Source organism: Streptococcus sp. Marseille-P7376 (genome assembly GCF_902460385.1).
Classification (GTDB): Bacteria; Bacillota; Bacilli; order Lactobacillales; family Streptococcaceae; genus Streptococcus; species Streptococcus sinensis.
Genome location: NZ_CABPTS010000001.1, coordinates 128,200 through 145,099, shown reverse-complemented (window position 1 = coordinate 145,099; position 16,900 = coordinate 128,200). Strand labels below are relative to the sequence as shown.

Genomic DNA, 16,900 nt, shown 5'->3' with positions numbered 1-16,900 from the left:
ATTTGTTGAATTAGCTGAGGTGCTCTTTTCAAAGAATTTAGTAATGATATGGATAACAAGGGCTCGAAAGAGCCGTTTTTTATCTTCTGTATTTTTAATCTATTTCGTGGTATAATAATACAATCTAATAGAGAAGGAAGAGGCAATGAAAGCAAAGCGAATTGTATTTAAGGTGGGTACGTCGTCATTAACAAACGAAGATGGCAGTCTGTCACGCGCCAAGGTAAAGGAAATTACTCGGCAGTTGGCTCTCTTGCACGAGGCAGGGCATGAGTTAATCTTGGTCTCATCAGGAGCTATTGCAGCAGGTTTTTCTTCTCTGGGCTTTAAAAAGCGACCGACTAAGGTGGCTGATAAACAGGCTTCGGCTGCGGTTGGACAAGGTTTACTCTTGGAGGAATATACGACTAATCTTCTTTTGAAGCAAATCATTTCAGCACAGATTCTTCTGACACAAGATGATTTTGCGGACAAGCGGCGTTACAAGAATGCCCATCAGGCCTTGTCTGTCTTGCTGAATCGCGGTGCTATTCCCATCATCAATGAAAATGACACGGTTGCTATCGAGGAGCTTAAGGTCGGTGATAATGATACGCTGAGTGCACAGGTGGCAGCCATGGTTCAGGCAGACCTTTTGGTGCTCTTGACAGATGTTGATGGACTTTATACAGCTAACCCTAGCACGAATCCAGATGCCCGTAGGATTGACAAGATTGAGAATATTACCTCTGAGCTGATTGATATGGCAGGCGGTGCGGGTTCAAGCAATGGAACTGGCGGTATGCTGACAAAGATTAAGGCTGCAACGCTTGCGACCATGTCTGGAGTTCCGGTCTATATCTGCTCCTCGCTCAAGACGGATGCTCTGCTGGAAGCTGCGGAAGAAACCAAGGATGGTAGCCTCTTTTTGGCCCAGGAAAAGGGGCTAAAAACGCAGAAGCAATGGCTGGCTTTCTATGCCAAAAGTCAAGGGGAAATCTATGTAGACCAAGGAGCAGCTGATGCTCTTAGAAATAATGGAAAAAGTTTGTTAGTGTCAGGTCTTGTATCTGTATCAGGTAGCTTTACCTATCAGGATACAGTGACAGTTTATGAAGAAGGCAGTGGAGCTATTCTTGGTAAAGGGCGCGTGCGTTTTGGCAAGTCAGCTCTTAAAGATATGCTCAAGTCCAAAAAGCCCAAGGGTGTCGTGATTCATCGGGATGACTGGATCTCTCTGACGCCGGAGCTAGATGAACTGTTCTTAGAATTTTAGAAGTTAAAGTTGAACACGACTTAAAGAAAATGTTTAGTGAAAGAAAGCTTCGCTTTCTTTATTCGCAATTTTCAACAGTTCCTTGAACTATTGAAACAGCTTTTGTATTTTATGAAGGGAGTCGTTATGGCCTCAACACAAGCGATTTTTGAAAAGGTTCAGAAAGTCAAGAAGACGATCAATACGGCCACAACGGCTGAGAAAAACCATGCTTTGGAAGAAATGGCAAAGCAGCTCTGGCTTTCTCGTGCGGATATTTTAGCAGCCAATAAATTGGATATGACCGCAGCAAAAGGTAGGATTTCAGATGTGATGCTGGACCGCCTCTATCTGGATGAGGATCGCATTGCTGCCATGGCAGAGGGTATTCGCCAATTGATTGACTTGGAGGATCCTGTAGGGCAAGTCTTAGAAAGGACTGAGCTTGAGAACGGCCTTTTCATCAGTAAAAAGCGGGTGGCTATGGGAGTGATTGGGATTATCTACGAAAGCCGGCCCAATGTAACCTCTGACGCTGCTGCTTTAGCGCTAAAGAGTGGCAGTGCGGTCGTTCTCAGAAGCGGAAAGGATGCCTATCAGACAGCGCTGGCTATTGTTACAGCTCTGAAAAAAGGTTTGGCTCAAACGAAAATTTCGCCGGACTGTATCCAGTTGGTCTCTGATACTAGTCGGGCTTCGGCACAGGCTATGATGAAAGCTAAGGGCTATCTGGATTTGCTCATTCCGCGTGGAGGTGCCGGACTGATTCAGGCTGTCGTGGAGAATGCGACTGTGCCAGTTATTGAGACAGGTACTGGAATTGTCCATATCTATGTAGATAAGGATGCTGATCAAACCAAGGCTTTGGCGATTATTGAGAATGCCAAGACCAGTCGCCCTTCTGTCTGCAATGCCATGGAGGTGCTACTGGTTCATGAAGAGATTGCAGCTGAATTTTTGCCACGTTTGCAGAAAATGCTGGTGACAGACCGTGATGGTGCGCAAGAAAACCCTGTTGAATTACGTTTGGATGAGAAATCAGCTCAGTATATCTCGGGCTCGCAAGCTAAATCGGAAGATTTTGATACCGAATTTTTGGATTACGTCTTAGCGGTCAAGCTGGTTTCTTCGCTGGAAGAAGCGGTGGAGCATATTGAAGCTCACAGCACCCATCACTCGGACGCCATTGTGACGGAGAACGATGCAGTGGCAGCTTACTTCACAGATCAGGTGGATAGCGCAGCAGTTTATGTCAATGCCTCAACCCGCTTTACAGATGGCGGTCAATTTGGCCTCGGCTGCGAAATGGGGATTTCCACTCAGAAACTGCATGCCAGAGGTCCTATGGGACTGAAAGAGTTGACCAGCTATAAATACGTCATCCAAGGGACTGGTCAAGTGAGGAAATAATGATGAAAATTGGATTTATCGGTCTGGGAAATATGGGCGGCAGTCTCGCTCGTCTAGTTGCCCAAGATGAAAGATTTAGAAGTGAATTACTCCTGGCTAATCGCAGTCGAGACAAGGCTGAAAAGATTGCTGCGGAAGTTGGTGGCCAGCCGGTCAGTAATAAAGAAGTTTTTGCTCAGGCAGAGGTGATTTTTATGGGAATCAAACCAGCTCAATTTGCTGACTTGCTGGCTGAATATCAGGAAGTTCTAGAAAAACGGGAGTCTCTTTTGCTGGTTTCCATGGCTGCTGGTCTGACCTTGGAAATATTAGAAAAATTGACACCTAGCCACCATCGTTGGATTCGGATGATGCCTAATACCCCTGTTGCCGTCGGCGAGGGTGTTATTACCTATGCTTTATCCCAGCAAGCACATCAAGCGGATGAGGATTTATTCCGAGAGCTTCTGTCTTCGGCTGGTCTTTTGGTCAAACTAGAGGAAAAGCAGTTGGATGCGGCGACGGCTCTTGCTGGCTGTGGACCAGCTTTCGTCTATCTCTTTATAGAGGCTTTAGCGGATGCAGGTGTCCGAGCAGGACTCAATCGCGATATATCCCTGCAGCTAGCCAATCAGACCCTCTTGGGTGCTGCTAAGCTAAGTCAGGTCAGTGGGCAACATCCTGCTCTACTCAAAGATCAGGTCTGCAGTCCGGCTGGTTCGACCATCGCCGGGGTAGCTAGTCTGGAAGAAAATGCCTTTAGAGGAACGGTCATGGAAGCCGTTCAAGCTGCCTACAAGAGGACGCAGGAGTTGGGGAAGAAATGATTTAAATCTTTAATTTTTTAGATTATAGGAAAAGGTGTGACATGCGAGGACAATTTTTGTCTTTGCAGGCTCACTCTTTTTTTCTTTGTTTGATAATCAAATAAGTCCTCTCTTTAAAACTGTGGTATAATAAGTACTATGCAAACCAAACCGACTTCTGCTTATGTGCACATTCCTTTTTGTACCCAGATTTGTTATTACTGTGATTTTTCCAAGGTTTTTATCAAAAATCAGCCAGTGGATTCTTATCTGGAGCATTTGATTGAGGAGTATCATTCTTACGACATCAAAAAGCTCCGTACCCTCTATATCGGAGGCGGGACTCCAACGGCTCTCTCGGCACCTCAATTGGAATTTTTACTAAAAAAACTGACGGATAAGCTGGACTTGTCTTATCTTGAGGAGCTGACCATCGAAGCCAATCCCGGGGACTTGGATGAGGAGAAGATTGCTGTACTCAAAGACTCGCCTGTCAATCGGGTTTCGTTGGGCGTACAGACTTTTAATGACCGCATGCTCAAGCAGATTGGCCGCAGTCACTCGGAAAAGGACATCTATGAGAATATTGCCAATCTCAAAAAAGCGGGTTTTGACAATATCTCGATTGACCTGATTTATGCCCTACCCAAGCAGACCATGGAAGATGTGAAAATCAATGTAGCCAAGGCTATTGCTCTGGACATTCCTCACATGAGTTTGTACAGCTTGATTTTGGAAAATCATACGGTCTTCATGAATCGGATGAGGAGAGGGAAGCTGCCTCTGCCTAAGGAAGATTTGGAAGCGGAGATGTTTGACTACATTATTGCTGAGCTTGAAAAGGCCGGCTTCGTGCATTATGAGATTTCAAATTTTTCCAAGCCAGGCTTTGAGAGCCGTCACAATCTTATGTACTGGGACAATGCGGAATATTATGGTATTGGAGCGGGAGCGTCTGGCTATGTCGATGGTGTTCGCTATAAAAACCACGGACCAATTCGTCATTATCTGCAGGCGGTGGAAGCGGGCCATGCCCGAGTGCAGGAAGAAGTGCTGACGCTGAAAGAAAAGATGGAAGAAGAGATGTTTCTAGGACTGCGCAAAAAATCTGGCGTTTCCAAAAAACGTTTTGAGGAAAAATTCGGTATTTCTTTTGAAGGCCAGTATGGAGCTGTTGTGTCTGATCTGACCGAGCAGGGCTTGCTAGTGCCAGACAGAGATATCGTGCGCATGACCAAACAAGGCCTCTTTTTGGGCGATACGGTTGCTGAGAAATTTATATTGGAGTAAATCATGGGCTTAACTTATCAAATGAAAATGAAAATTCCTTTTGATATGGCAGATATGAATGGCCATATTAAGCTGCCGGATGTTATCTTGCTGTCCTTGCAGGTATCGGGGATGCAGTCGATTGAGCTTGGCGTCAGTGACAAGGATATGCTGGAGCAGCATAACCTAGTCTGGATTATCACGGACTATGATATTGATGTTACACGTCTGCCACGATTTGCAGAGGAAATTACCATTGAAACAGAAGCTTTGACCTATAATAGGCTCTTTTGCTACCGTCGCTTCACGATTTTTGATGAAGCAGGTCAGGCCATTATTCAGATGATGGCAACCTTTGTTCTTATGGATCGAGATAGCCGCAAGGTTCACGCAGTTGAACCTGAAATTGTCGCTCCTTACCAGTCTAACTTTTCCAAGAAATTGCTGCGCGGTCCCAAGTATCCAGCTTTGGAAAATCCTGTTAGCAAGGACTACCATGTGCGTTTTTATGACTTGGATATGAATGGCCATGTCAATAATAGCAAGTATCTGGACTGGATCTTTGAGGTTATGGGCGCAGACTTCCTCACCCAGCACATTCCCAAGAAAGTCCATCTCAAGTATGTCAAGGAAGTTCGACCAGGCGGCATGATTGCTTCTAGCTATGACCTAGAAGGTCTGCAGAGCAATCACCAGATTTCCAGTGACAGCGAAGTCAATGCCCAGGCGCTAGTGACCTGGCAGGAGTTTAAACAAGAGAATTAGGAAGAGTAGAAATGACTTATAAAGGATATTTGATTGATTTAGACGGGACGATTTACAAGGGAAAGAGTCGGATTCCGGCTGGTGAAGCTTTTGTGCATGAGTTGCAGAAGCGTAAGATTCCCTATCTTTTCGTGACCAATAACACCACGCGCACTCCAGAAACTGTCAAAAACATGTTGGCAGAAAATTTCAACATTGAGACACCGCTGGAGACTATTTACACAGCGAGTATAGCAACCATTGACTATATGCTGGAAAAAAATCTGGGTAAGAAAGCCTACGTTATTGGCGATGTGGGACTTAAACACGCTATTGCAGAAGCTGGCTATACAGAAGACACAGAAAATCCAGACTATGTAGTAGTGGGTCTGGACTGGGAAGTGGACTATGAGAAGCTGACGATAGCGACTCTGGCCATTCAAAAAGGTGCTCACTTTATCGGGACCAATCCTGATCTCAATATTCCGACGGAGCGCGGTCTGCAGCCGGGAGCAGGTGCTATCAACGCCCTCTTGGAAGCAGCCACTCGGGTTGAGCCCACCTTTATCGGCAAGCCAAATGCCATCATCATGGAAAAAGCCATAGAGCATTTAGGACTGGCACCTGAAGAAGTGGTCATGGTCGGTGATAACTATCTGACAGATATTCGAGCGGGAATCGACAACGGCATTCCGACCCTCTTAGTCACGACTGGCTTTACCCTGCCAGAAGAGGTGCCCAATCTGCCGATCCAACCGACGCATGTCTTGTCTAGCTTAGCGGAGTGGGACTTCGATGCGTGATAAATTGAGATTTTCAGCAAGCGTCTTGTGCTTGTTGGCAGCAGCGATATTGCTAACTATTTATCTGGCTTGGTTCTTATACCCAATGGAGATTTCTTATTTCAACCTACCAGATAAAGTTTATTTAAAATCAGAGACCATTCAGTATAATTTTAATATTTTGATGAATTACCTGACCAATCCTTTTAGTCAGAAGCTGGCAATGCCGGATTTTCGCTCGTCAGCAGCAGGTCTGTATCATTTCCAGGCGGTTAAGTATCTCTTTCATTTGGCACAGGCTGTTTTCCTACTGACTTTGCCGGCTTTGATTCTCTTTATCCAAAAAGTAGTCAAAAAGAGATTTTTAGCCCTTTATCAAAGAAGTTTGTTTATCTTGAGCGTATTGCCATTTGTCATGATTTGCTTGGCTGGCTTGATTGGTTTTAACAGTTTTTTCACACTCTTTCATCAAGTGCTTTTTATGGGAGACAATACATGGCTATTTGATCCAGCCAAGGATCCAGTTATTTGGATTTTGCCAGAAGAATTTTTCATGCACGCCTTTATTCTTTTTGCTTTGCTTTATGAGGGAATCTTTTCGACATTGTTTTTCCTGAGCAGAAAGAACAGGCTCTAATAATAGCAGAGGAGATTTTATGTTTTTTTCACCTGAACCTTTAAATCCTAAAAAAGATTTAGGGCGATTTTCAGCAGCCTGTTTTACTTACTCTATCGTGATGCTTGTGGTTATTTTTATATATACTTTCCTCTCGATTCTTTTGGTCCTCCCGCAACAGGATTTTGATTTAGCCAAGACAGAGGAAATTGTAACGAAATTTATGGATTCGGATGGTGGAGCATATATTATTGCCTCTTGCCTAGGTATTTTAGTTTTTACAATTTTCCGAGGCAAGCAGTTGTTTACTCAAGATTTGCGCAAGAAAAATAAGAAAATGACTGCCAAAGTCTTCTTTTTCATGATTTGTTTTCTATTTTTTGCTCAATTATATAGCGCCTTGACGACTCAATTCATGGAGAGTATTTTATCACTCTTTGGTTTGGATCTTTCTGAGATTATATCACAGGATTTTAGTTCTCGAAGCGTCACCATGTTTATCTATTCAACGATAATGGCGCCGATTACGGAGGAAATGATTTTCCGAGGAGCGGGCTTGCGGGCTTTGGAAAAGTACGGGAAGGTATTTGCTATAATTATGACAGCACTTCTTTTTGGTCTCTTTCACGAAAACCTATATCAGCTTTATTTTGCCACCATAATCGGTCTGGGTTTCGGATATATCGCTTTTGAATATTCTATTTTCTGGGCGATTTTCTTCCATATCTTCAATAACTTGGTAATAGCAGAAGGGCTTGATTTCCTGACCAACTATATTCCAGAAAGAATTGTTAATATCGTCAATTATTTATTGATGGCTACAGGGTCTACGGTAGTATTGATTGTGCTTATTCTGAATTGGCCTAAGATTAAAGTGTATATCGATGAAAATAGACCTCAACCAGGGACATATAGGCAGGCCTTTAAGTCGGTCTGGTTCTGGGTGTTTTCAAGTTTATGTATTCTCTCTGCCGTTTTACCAATCCTCATCATTTATATCAACTCTAGATAATGAATCAAATAGAAAAGAAGTCTGAGCAGGCTTCTTTTTTGTATTTTTAGATAAATGAATTATGTTTTTGAAAGAAAATGACAGAAAATGCTTGACTTTGATTTTAAATCATGTATAATATAAGTGTAATCGATTGCAGAGGAGGTGTTATATGCTGAAGTCGGAGAGAAAGCAGGTCATACTAGAAACTGTGACTAAAGAAAAATTTGTTTCTTTAGAGTATCTGGTGCAAGCTTTAAACACTTCAGAATCAACTGTTAGAAGAGATTTGGATGAGCTTGAAGGCGAGCGTAAGTTAAGACGTGTTCACGGTGGTGCGGAGAGTCTTCATTTTTTGCAAGAAGAAGAAAGCAATCAAGAAAAATCTATCAAAAACATTCAAGAGAAGACCAAAATTGCTCAAAAAGCAGCAGATTTGATTCAGGAATACGACGTGATTTTTATTGATGCTGGCACGACTAATGAGCTTTTAGTCAATGAATTACATGATCCAAGCGTTACAGTGGTAACCAACTCTATCCACCATGCTACTAAGTTAGTTGAACGGAATATTCCCACTGTTATTATTGGCGGTGTCGTGAAACGCTCAACAGATGCCAGTATTGGCGGTGTTGCCTTGAATCAGATTGGTCAATTAAATTTTGATAAGGCTTTTATAGGGATGAATGGCATTGATAGTTCCTTTTACACGACTCCGGATATGGAAGAAGGAGCGGTTAAGCGGGCTATTTTGGAAAATGCTAAGAAAACCTATGTTTTGGCTGATGCTTCAAAGCTGGGGAAGACATCTTTTGTAAAAGTCGCACCAATTTCGCGTGCAAGGCTTATTACAAATCAAATTGAATCTGAAGTGATTCAAAAGATTAAAGAAAAAACGGAGGTAATAGAAGCATGATTTATACAGTCACACTAAATCCTTCCATTGACTATATCGTCCGCTTGGACAAGGTCAATTTAGGTAGCGTCAACAGGATGGACAGTGATGATAAGTTTGCCGGCGGCAAGGGCATCAATGTCAGTCGTGTTCTCAAACGACTAGGAATTGAAAACACAGCGACAGGCTTTATTGGCGGCTTTACTGGGAAATTCATCACAGACAACTTGATCAGCGAAGGGATTGCCAGCAATTTTGTCGAAGTGGATCAGGATACGCGTATTAATGTCAAAATTAAGGCGGATGCTGAAACAGAGATTAATGGACCCGGTCCAGAAATTTCCACTGAAAAGCTAGCTGAGCTCAAGGAAATTCTTTCTTCATTGTCTCCAGCTGATACGGTAGTCTTTGCCGGCAGCAGTCCTAAGAATCTAGGAAATGTTGTTTACAAGGAACTGATTGGTTTGACCCGAAAAACTGGCGCTCAAGTAGTCTGCGACTTCGAAGGACAAACCTTGCTGGATTCCTTAGAATTTGAGCCACTTTTAGTCAAACCTAACAACCACGAACTAGGTGATATTTTCGGTGTCAAGCTGGAAAACTTGGATCAGATTGAAAGCTATGCCCGTCAAATCTTGACGAAAGGTGCCCAACATGTCATTATTTCTATGGCTGGTGAAGGTGCCTTGCTGGTGACTCGGGACGGTGCTTACTTTGCTAAGCCCATCAAGGGAAATGTGAAAAATTCTGTCGGGGCTGGAGATTCCATGGTGGCAGGCTTTACTGGAGAATTCGTCCGTTCAGGCGATGCAGTAGAGGCCTTCAAATGGGGTGTAGCCTGCGGAACAGCCACCACCTTCTCAGATGATTTGGCGACAGCTGATTATATCAAAGAAACTTATGAAAAAGTAGAGGTAGAAAAAAGATGAAAATTCAGGATTTACTGAGAAAAGATGTCATGTTGATGGATTTGCAGGCAACTGAGAAGACAGCAGTTATCGAAGAGATGATTCAAAGTCTTGTGAAACATGGTTATGTGACAGATTTTGAAACTTTCAAGGAAGGAATTCTTGCGCGTGAAGCCCTGACTTCAACTGGTTTGGGTGATGGAATTGCCATGCCTCACAGCAAAAATGCTGCAGTAAAAGAAGCAACGGTACTCTTTGCAAAGTCAAATAAAGGTGTAGACTATGAAAGTTTGGATGGCCAGTCGACGGATCTCTTCTTTATGATTGCTGCTCCAGAAGGTGCTAACGATACTCACTTGGCTGCCTTGGCTGAATTGTCCCAATACCTGATGAAAGATGGTTTTGCTGAAAAATTGCGTAAGGTATCTTCGCCAGATGAAGTTATTGCTCTTTTTGACCAAGCGTCTGAAAAGGCAACTGAACCAGCAACTGTTGCTCCTGCAACTGAGGGAGGGGACTTCCTTGTAGCGGTTACAGCTTGTACGACAGGGATTGCCCATACTTATATGGCTCAAGAAGCTTTGCAAAAAGTGGCTGCTGAAATGGGTGTTGGCATTAAGGTTGAAACCAATGGTGCTAGCGGAGTCGGCAACAAACTGACAGCAGAAGATATCAAAAAAGCGAAAGCAGTCATCATCGCAGCGGACAAGGCTGTTGAAATGGATCGTTTTGACGGCAAGCCTTTAATCAATCGTCCAGTTGCAGACGGTATCCGCAAGACAGAAGAACTCATCAATCTGGCTCTGTCAGGAAATGCTGAAGTATACAAGGCTGCCAATGGTGGAGCTGTAGCAGCAAGTAGTAATGAAAAACTGAGTCTAGGCGGAGCCTTCTACAAGCACTTGATGAGTGGAGTATCACAAATGCTGCCATTCGTTATCGGGGGCGGTATCATGATTGCCATCGCTTTCTTGCTGGATCAAATTTTGGGTGTGCCACAAGACCAACTGTCCAACCTAGGAAGCTATCATGAAATTGCGGCTCAGTTTAAGGCAATTGGTGCAGCAGCCTTTGGTTTCATGTTGCCAGTCTTGGCTGGTTACATCGCTTATTCAATCGCTGAAAAACCAGGTCTGGTATCTGGTTTCGTAGCTGGAGCGATTGCTAGCAGCGGTGCATCCTTTGGCGGTGTGGCCTATGCTGCGGGTGGTGAAAAGACACTCTCTTTAGCAGGTGTGTCATCTGGTTTCCTCGGAGCTTTAGTTGGCGGTTTCCTGGCTGGTGGTGTGATTTTAGTCCTTCGCAAGCTTCTTGCTGGTCTGCCTCGCTCACTTGAAGGTATTCGCTCAATCTTGCTCTTGCCACTTCTTGGTGTGTTAGTGACTGGATTCCTGATGCTGGCAGTCAATATTCCAATGTCAGCTATCAACACAGCTCTCAATGATTTCCTTGCAAGTCTGAGCGGAAGCTCTGCTGTCCTTCTTGGTCTCTTGGTCGGAGGTATGATGGCAGTTGATATGGGTGGACCAGTTAACAAAGCAGCCTATGTATTTGGTACAAGTACACTGGCAAGCACTGTTTCAACTGGTGGTTCTCCAGTCATGGCAGCGGTTATGGCAGCAGGAATGGTTCCTCCGCTTGCAGTATTCGTTGCAACTCTTCTTTTCAAAGATAAATTTACTGCCGAAGAACGTGATTCAGGTTTGACCAACATTGTCATGGGGCTTTCCTTCATCACAGAAGGTGCGATTCCTTTTGGAGCTGCTGACCCAGCCCGCGCTATTCCAAGCTTTATTGTAGGATCAGCTCTTACAGGTGCGCTTGTCGGTCTATCTGGCATCAAACTTATGGCTCCTCACGGAGGAATCTTCGTAATCGGTTTGACCAACAACCCAATCCTTTACCTTGTGTATGTCTTGATTGGTGCAGTAGTCAGCGGTATTATCTTTGGATTCCTGCGCAAGCCATTGGAAAAATAATCTTTAGACTGAATGAAAATAGAATCTCAACCGAGATTCTATTTTTTTGCATGATTCATACCCTCTGCTGATAAGTATAGGTAGAAAGTCCCATAGAATTATGATATAATGGGCTATCGTATATTTTTAGGAGAATAGTAATGAATTTACAACGTGAACAAGAATTTGTTAGCCAATATCATTTTGACGCGCGCAACTTTGAATGGGAAAAAGAAAATGGAACACCAGAAACAAAGGTTGATGTGAATTTTCAGCTAATTGAGCGGAATGAGGAAACCCAAACAACTTCTTTGATTGTCATTTTGACTTTCATGATTGTATTTGATAACTTTGTCATCAGCGGAACGATTTCACAGGCTAACCATATTCAGGGACGTTTGGTCCAGGAACCTAGTGAATTTGATCAAAATGAAGTGGAGGAATTGGCTCGTCCTTGTTTGACTATGCTCAATCGTCTGACCTATGAAGTGACGGAAATTGCTTTGGATTTGCCAGGTATTAATTTGGAGTTCTAATGATGAAATTAGCGGTTATAACGGATTCTTCTGCTTTTTTATCAGAGAATCTTCTGGAAAATGAAAATCTTTTTGTCTTAGATATTCCAGTAGTGATTGCTGGTGAAACTTATGTAGAAGGAAAAAATCTGACAGCCAGTGAGTTTTATGAGAAAATGGCTGCCGCAGATGAATTGCCAAAGACTAGCCAGCCTAGTATTGCAGAGCTGGAGGAAACTTTGACTAGCCTTGCCAGTAAGGACTATACTCATGTGTTGGGTCTCTTTTTATCCAGTGGGATTTCAGGATTTTATCAAAATATCCAGTACCTTAAGGCTGAGTTTGATGGCTTGGAAATCGCCTTTCCTGATTCAAAAATCACCAGTGCTCCGCTGGGGATCATGGTTGAAAATGCTTTGACTTGGGCCGCGGAAGGGCAGGATTTTGAAGCAATTTTGACCAAAATCCAGCAGCAAATCGATGGGACCAGCGCTTTTATCATGGTTGACGACCTGAATCATCTGGTTAAGGGAGGTCGCTTGTCTAATGGCGCAGCTATTCTGGGCAATCTCCTGAGTATCAAGCCTATTCTGTATTTTAACGATGCGGGTGTCATCGAAGTCTTTGAAAAGATTCGGACGGAAAAGAAGGCGACTAAGAGGTTGCTTGAGGTAGTTGAGGAAAGAACTGGAACGGGTTCCTATCAAGTTATCGTGATTCATGGGAATGCTGAAGAGAAGGCGGAAAGCTTGCGCCAGCAGCTGATAGAGGCTGGTGTGGCAGATGATATTTCCCTTGCTACCTTTGGCAGTGTCATCGGCACTCACTTGGGCGAAGGCAGTGTCGCTTTGGCTTACATTCCGCTTGTATAGCGATTCCGCAGGGCAGCTAGTCAAGAAATAGAGAGTAGAGGTTCGAGATGAGTATAAAAGTCATTATTGCTGGTTTTAAAGGGAAGATGGGCCAAGCAGCCTATAAGATGGTAACAGAAGATCCTGAGTTGTCTTTGGTTGGTCTGTTGGATCCTTTCACAGATGAAAAAGAAGTAGCAGGAGTTCCGGTTTTTAATGCCAAAGAGGAACTGACAGGTCTTCAAGCAGATGTCTGGATTGACTTTACGACTCCAAAAGTTGCTTATGAAAATACCCGCTTTGCTCTTGAAAATAGCTTTGCTCCAGTGGTCGGAACGACTGGTTTCACGCATAATCAGATTGAAGAGCTGACAGAGCTATCTCGTCAAAAGAGTCTGGGCGGTTTGATTGCGCCGAATTTTGCTCTGGGAGCCGTTTTGCTTATGCAGTTTGCAGCTCAAGCAGCCAAGTATTTCCCAGATGTGGAAATTATTGAACTGCATCATGACAACAAGAAAGATGCACCGAGCGGTACGGCTATCAAGACAGCTGAATTGATCAGCAAAGTTCGGACGAGTAAGCAGCAGGGAGCGGCTGATGAGGAAGAATCGTTGGCTGGTGCCCGTGGGGCAGCGTTTGACGGTATGCGGATTCACTCAGTGCGTTTGCCGGGCTTGGTTGCTCATCAGGAAGTTATCTTTGGTAGTCAAGGAGAAGGGCTGACTTTGCGGCATGACTCCTATGACCGGGTTTCCTTTATGACTGGGGTAAATCTGGGTATCAAAGAGGTAGTGAAGCGCTCTGAATTGGTCTATGGATTGGAACATTTACTATGAGATTAGAGAAGATGCCTTCTGAGTTTCAGGAGGCTTTGCCAGTATTAGAGAAGATTAAAGAGGCTGGTTTTGAGGCTTATTTTGTCGGTGGTTCTGTACGAGACGCACTGTTGAATCGACCGATTCACGATGTGGATATTGCCAGCTCGGCCTATCCTGAGGAAATCAAAAAAATCTTTCCTCGGACTGTTGATGTCGGTATTGAGCATGGAACAGTTCTGGTCTTGGAAGGCCAGGGAGAATACGAAATAACGACTTTTCGGACTGAGGATGTCTATGTGGACTACCGCAGGCCTAGTCAGGTCTCTTTTGTGCGCTCTTTGGAAGAGGACTTGAAGCGCAGGGATTTTACAATCAATGCCCTTGCTTTAGACCAAGAGGGGGAGATTGTGGACCTCTTTAACGGTTTGGCAGATATGAAAAATTGTATTCTGCGGGCAGTCGGAGTGGCTGCAGAGCGTTTTAATGAAGATGCTCTTCGCATCATGCGAGGCTTTCGTTTTCAGGCTGGTCTAGACTTTGATTTGGAAGACTTGACCTTTCAGGCTATGGCAGACTGTGCGCCGCTTTTGGAGAAGATTTCGGTAGAGCGGATTTTTATCGAGTTTGACAAGCTGTTGATGGCTCCTTTCTGGCGGAAAGGTTTGGAGAGTCTGATCAAAGCTGCTGCCTACGACTTTCTTCCTGATATGAAACATTCAGCAGAAGCTTTGCAGGAACTATTAGACAGTTTAGTAGAAGAGTTTCAATTTTCTAGTTCTGAGCAGGCTTGGGCTGCACTTTTGCTGGCTTTGAAAGTAAAAGATGTTCGTAAGTTCTTGAAGCATTGGAAGACCTCCAATGACTTTCAAAAGCGAGTAAATCAGCTAGTGGCTGTTTATGAGATTCGGCAGGAACGGAGCCTTTCTAAGCGAGATTGCTATCAGTATGACTTTGATTTGATTCTGCAGGCAGAAAGTTTGAGACAGGCAGCAGGTTTGCCAGTTGAGTTTGAGGCTATTGAGGCGACATATGCTGCTCTGACCATTCATGACAAACATGAGATTGTGGTGACGGGCAGTCATTTGATCCGAGATTACGGCTTTAAACCCGGACCAGAATTGGGACAAATCCTGACTAAAATTGAATTGGCCATTGTCGACGGAGAATTGGCAAATAGCAAGGAAGAGATTATGAACTTTATTAAGGAGCAAGTTGGATGAGTGATTTTATCGTTGAAAAGCTGAGCAAGTCTGTAGGGGATAAGACAGTCTTTCAAGAGATTTCGTTTATCATTCACGACTTGGATCGGATTGGATTGATTGGAGTCAATGGGACAGGAAAAACCACCCTTTTAGATGTCTTGTCTGGCAAATCAGGCTTTGATGGTGATGTCTATCCTTTTTCAGCAAAATCTGACTATAAAATCTCTTATTTGACTCAGGAACCGGACTTCGATGAAGAAAAGACAGTCTTGGATACTGTTTTGTCTAGTGATTTGCGAGAAATGCAGCTCATTCGAGAATACGAACTGCTCATGGCTGCTTATGATGAAGCTAAGCAAGCTCGTCTGGACAAGGTCATGGCAGAAATGGATTCGCTGCATGCTTGGGAAATTGAGAGTCAGGTAAAAACCGTCCTATCCAAGCTCGGTATCTCAGATTTGGCAGCAAAAATCAGCCAGCTTTCAGGTGGTTTACGTCGACGGGTGCAATTGGCGCAGGTTTTGCTTTCCGAAGCAGACTTGCTGCTGCTGGATGAGCCGACCAACCATCTGGACATTGATACGATTGAATGGCTGACAAATTTCCTGAAAAATTCAAAGAAGACCGTCCTCTTTATCACCCACGACCGCTATTTTTTGGACAATATTTCCACGCGGATTTTTGAATTAGACGGTGGAAACTTGATAGAGTATCAGGGCAACTATCAGGACTATGTCCGACTCAAAGCTGAGCAAGATGAGCGCGATGCTGCCCTGCTACACAAGAAACAGCAGCTTTACAAGCAAGAACTGTCTTGGATGCGCCGTCAGCCTCAGGCGCGAGCGACCAAGCAGCAGGCACGTATCAATCGTTTCCATGACCTTAAAAGTGATTTGGCTAGTCAGACCAATCAGACGGACTTAGAAATGAACTTTGAAACCAGCCGTATTGGGAAGAAGGTCATCGAGTTTCAGGATGTGGATTTTGCATACGGAGACAAGCAGATTTTGTCGCATTTCAATCTCTTGCTGCAAAACAAAGATCGACTAGGCATTGTCGGAGATAATGGAGTGGGCAAGTCTACTTTGCTCAATCTAATTGCTGGTCAGTTGCAGCCTCAATCTGGTCAGGTCATAATCGGCGAGACAGTCCAAGTAGCCTACTTTTCTCAGCAGATTGAAGGGCTGGATGAGTCCAAGCGGGTCATCAATTACTTGCAGGAAGTGGCGGAAGAAGTTAAGACAGGCAGTGGGACGACCTCCATTACTGAGCTCTTGGAGCAGTTTCTCTTTCCTCGCTCAAGCCACGGCACTTTGATTGAGAAATTGTCTGGTGGAGAAAAGAAGCGGCTTTACCTGCTTAAGCTTTTACTAGAAAAGCCTAATGTCCTGCTTCTGGACGAGCCGACCAATGATTTGGATATCGCAACCTTGACAGTTCTAGAAAATTTCTTACAGGGCTTTGCAGGGCCAGTGATCACAGTTAGCCACGATCGGTATTTCCTCGATAAGGTAGCTAGCAAGATTTTAGCTTTTGAAGATGGACAGGTCAGAGAGTTCTTTGGCAACTACACGGACTATCTAGATGAGAAGGCTTTTAGACAGTCCAGCGCAGCTATTTCCCAAAAGAAAGAAAAGGAAAAGCCCGTTAAGGCGCGGGAGCAGAAGAAGCGGATGAGCTACTTTGAAAAGCAAGAGTGGGAGACCATCGAGGCGGCTATCGAGGAGCTGGAAGCACGCATCGAAGCCATTGAGACGGAAATGGAATATAACGGCTCAGACTTTACCAAGCTATCGGAACTTCAGAAGGAGCTGGATGACAAGAATGAGCAGCTTCTTGAAAAGTATGAGCGCTATGAGTATCTGAGTGAGTTGGAGTAGCATAGTTAGGCAGTACATTTGTTATGGATACAAGTTTGTGAG

At 44.1% G+C, this 16,900-nt stretch carries 16 protein-coding genes; all 16 read left to right on the top strand.

The features are described 5' to 3' along the window. Positions 1 to 145 precede the first annotated feature (145 nt). Positions 146 to 1,255: a glutamate 5-kinase gene (gene proB / locus FZ952_RS00560; RefSeq protein ID WP_148880203.1), complete on the top strand. Its 1,110-nt coding sequence runs from the start codon at positions 146 to 148 to the stop codon at positions 1,253 to 1,255. 126 nt (positions 1,256 to 1,381) lie between these two features. Further along, on the top strand, positions 1,382 to 2,644 hold the full coding sequence (locus FZ952_RS00555) for a glutamate-5-semialdehyde dehydrogenase (RefSeq protein ID WP_148880202.1): 1,263 nt from the start codon (positions 1,382 to 1,384) through the stop codon (positions 2,642 to 2,644). 2 nt (positions 2,645 to 2,646) lie between these two features. Beyond that, complete coding sequence (gene proC / locus FZ952_RS00550; RefSeq protein WP_148880201.1) at positions 2,647 to 3,450, top strand: pyrroline-5-carboxylate reductase; 804 nt, start codon at positions 2,647 to 2,649, stop codon at positions 3,448 to 3,450. A 138-nt stretch (positions 3,451 to 3,588) separates the two neighbouring features. Further along, positions 3,589 to 4,719, top strand: a complete 1,131-nt coding sequence (gene hemW, locus FZ952_RS00545; RefSeq protein ID WP_148880200.1) for a radical SAM family heme chaperone HemW — start codon at positions 3,589 to 3,591, stop codon at positions 4,717 to 4,719. Between the two features lie 3 nt (positions 4,720 to 4,722). After that, complete coding sequence (locus FZ952_RS00540) at positions 4,723 to 5,463, top strand: acyl-[acyl-carrier-protein] thioesterase (RefSeq protein WP_148880199.1); 741 nt, start codon at positions 4,723 to 4,725, stop codon at positions 5,461 to 5,463. A gap of 11 nt (positions 5,464 to 5,474) precedes the next feature. After that, positions 5,475 to 6,245: a TIGR01457 family HAD-type hydrolase gene (locus FZ952_RS00535; protein WP_148880198.1), complete on the top strand. Its 771-nt coding sequence runs from the start codon at positions 5,475 to 5,477 to the stop codon at positions 6,243 to 6,245. Next, entirely contained in the window at positions 6,238 to 6,861 is a 624-nt protein-coding gene (locus tag FZ952_RS00530; RefSeq protein ID WP_148880197.1) for a TIGR01906 family membrane protein, read from the top strand. Before FZ952_RS00535 ends, FZ952_RS00530 begins: the two co-directional genes overlap by 8 nt. Positions 6,862 to 6,880: 19 nt before the next feature. Further along, positions 6,881 to 7,852, top strand: a complete 972-nt coding sequence (locus tag FZ952_RS00525) for a CPBP family intramembrane glutamic endopeptidase (RefSeq protein WP_148880196.1) — start codon at positions 6,881 to 6,883, stop codon at positions 7,850 to 7,852. A 151-nt stretch (positions 7,853 to 8,003) separates the two neighbouring features. Next, on the top strand, positions 8,004 to 8,747 hold the full coding sequence (locus tag FZ952_RS00520; protein WP_148880195.1) for a DeoR/GlpR family DNA-binding transcription regulator: 744 nt from the start codon (positions 8,004 to 8,006) through the stop codon (positions 8,745 to 8,747). Beyond that, the gene (pfkB, locus tag FZ952_RS00515) at positions 8,744 to 9,655 is read left to right on the top strand and encodes a 1-phosphofructokinase (RefSeq protein WP_148880194.1); all 912 of its coding nucleotides are present in this window, start codon (positions 8,744 to 8,746) and stop codon (positions 9,653 to 9,655) included. The genes FZ952_RS00520 and pfkB overlap by 4 nt, the downstream gene beginning before the upstream one ends. Beyond that, positions 9,652 to 11,613, top strand: coding sequence for a fructose-specific PTS transporter subunit EIIC (locus FZ952_RS00510; RefSeq protein WP_148880193.1), 1,962 nt, complete (start codon positions 9,652 to 9,654; stop codon positions 11,611 to 11,613). The genes pfkB and FZ952_RS00510 overlap by 4 nt, the downstream gene beginning before the upstream one ends. Positions 11,614 to 11,753: 140 nt before the next feature. Then, positions 11,754 to 12,128, top strand: a complete 375-nt coding sequence (locus FZ952_RS00505; protein ID WP_037617102.1) for a DUF1149 family protein — start codon at positions 11,754 to 11,756, stop codon at positions 12,126 to 12,128. A gap of 2 nt (positions 12,129 to 12,130) precedes the next feature. Then, positions 12,131 to 12,979, top strand: a complete 849-nt coding sequence (locus FZ952_RS00500; protein WP_148880359.1) for a DegV family protein — start codon at positions 12,131 to 12,133, stop codon at positions 12,977 to 12,979. A 47-nt stretch (positions 12,980 to 13,026) separates the two neighbouring features. Then, on the top strand, positions 13,027 to 13,794 hold the full coding sequence (dapB, locus tag FZ952_RS00495) for a 4-hydroxy-tetrahydrodipicolinate reductase (protein WP_148880192.1): 768 nt from the start codon (positions 13,027 to 13,029) through the stop codon (positions 13,792 to 13,794). Then, positions 13,791 to 14,996, top strand: coding sequence for a CCA tRNA nucleotidyltransferase (locus FZ952_RS00490; protein ID WP_148880191.1), 1,206 nt, complete (start codon positions 13,791 to 13,793; stop codon positions 14,994 to 14,996). The genes dapB and FZ952_RS00490 overlap by 4 nt, the downstream gene beginning before the upstream one ends. Next, positions 14,993 to 16,858, top strand: coding sequence for an ABC-F family ATP-binding cassette domain-containing protein (locus FZ952_RS00485; protein ID WP_148880190.1), 1,866 nt, complete (start codon positions 14,993 to 14,995; stop codon positions 16,856 to 16,858). The genes FZ952_RS00490 and FZ952_RS00485 overlap by 4 nt, the downstream gene beginning before the upstream one ends. Positions 16,859 to 16,900: the final 42 nt, after the last annotated feature.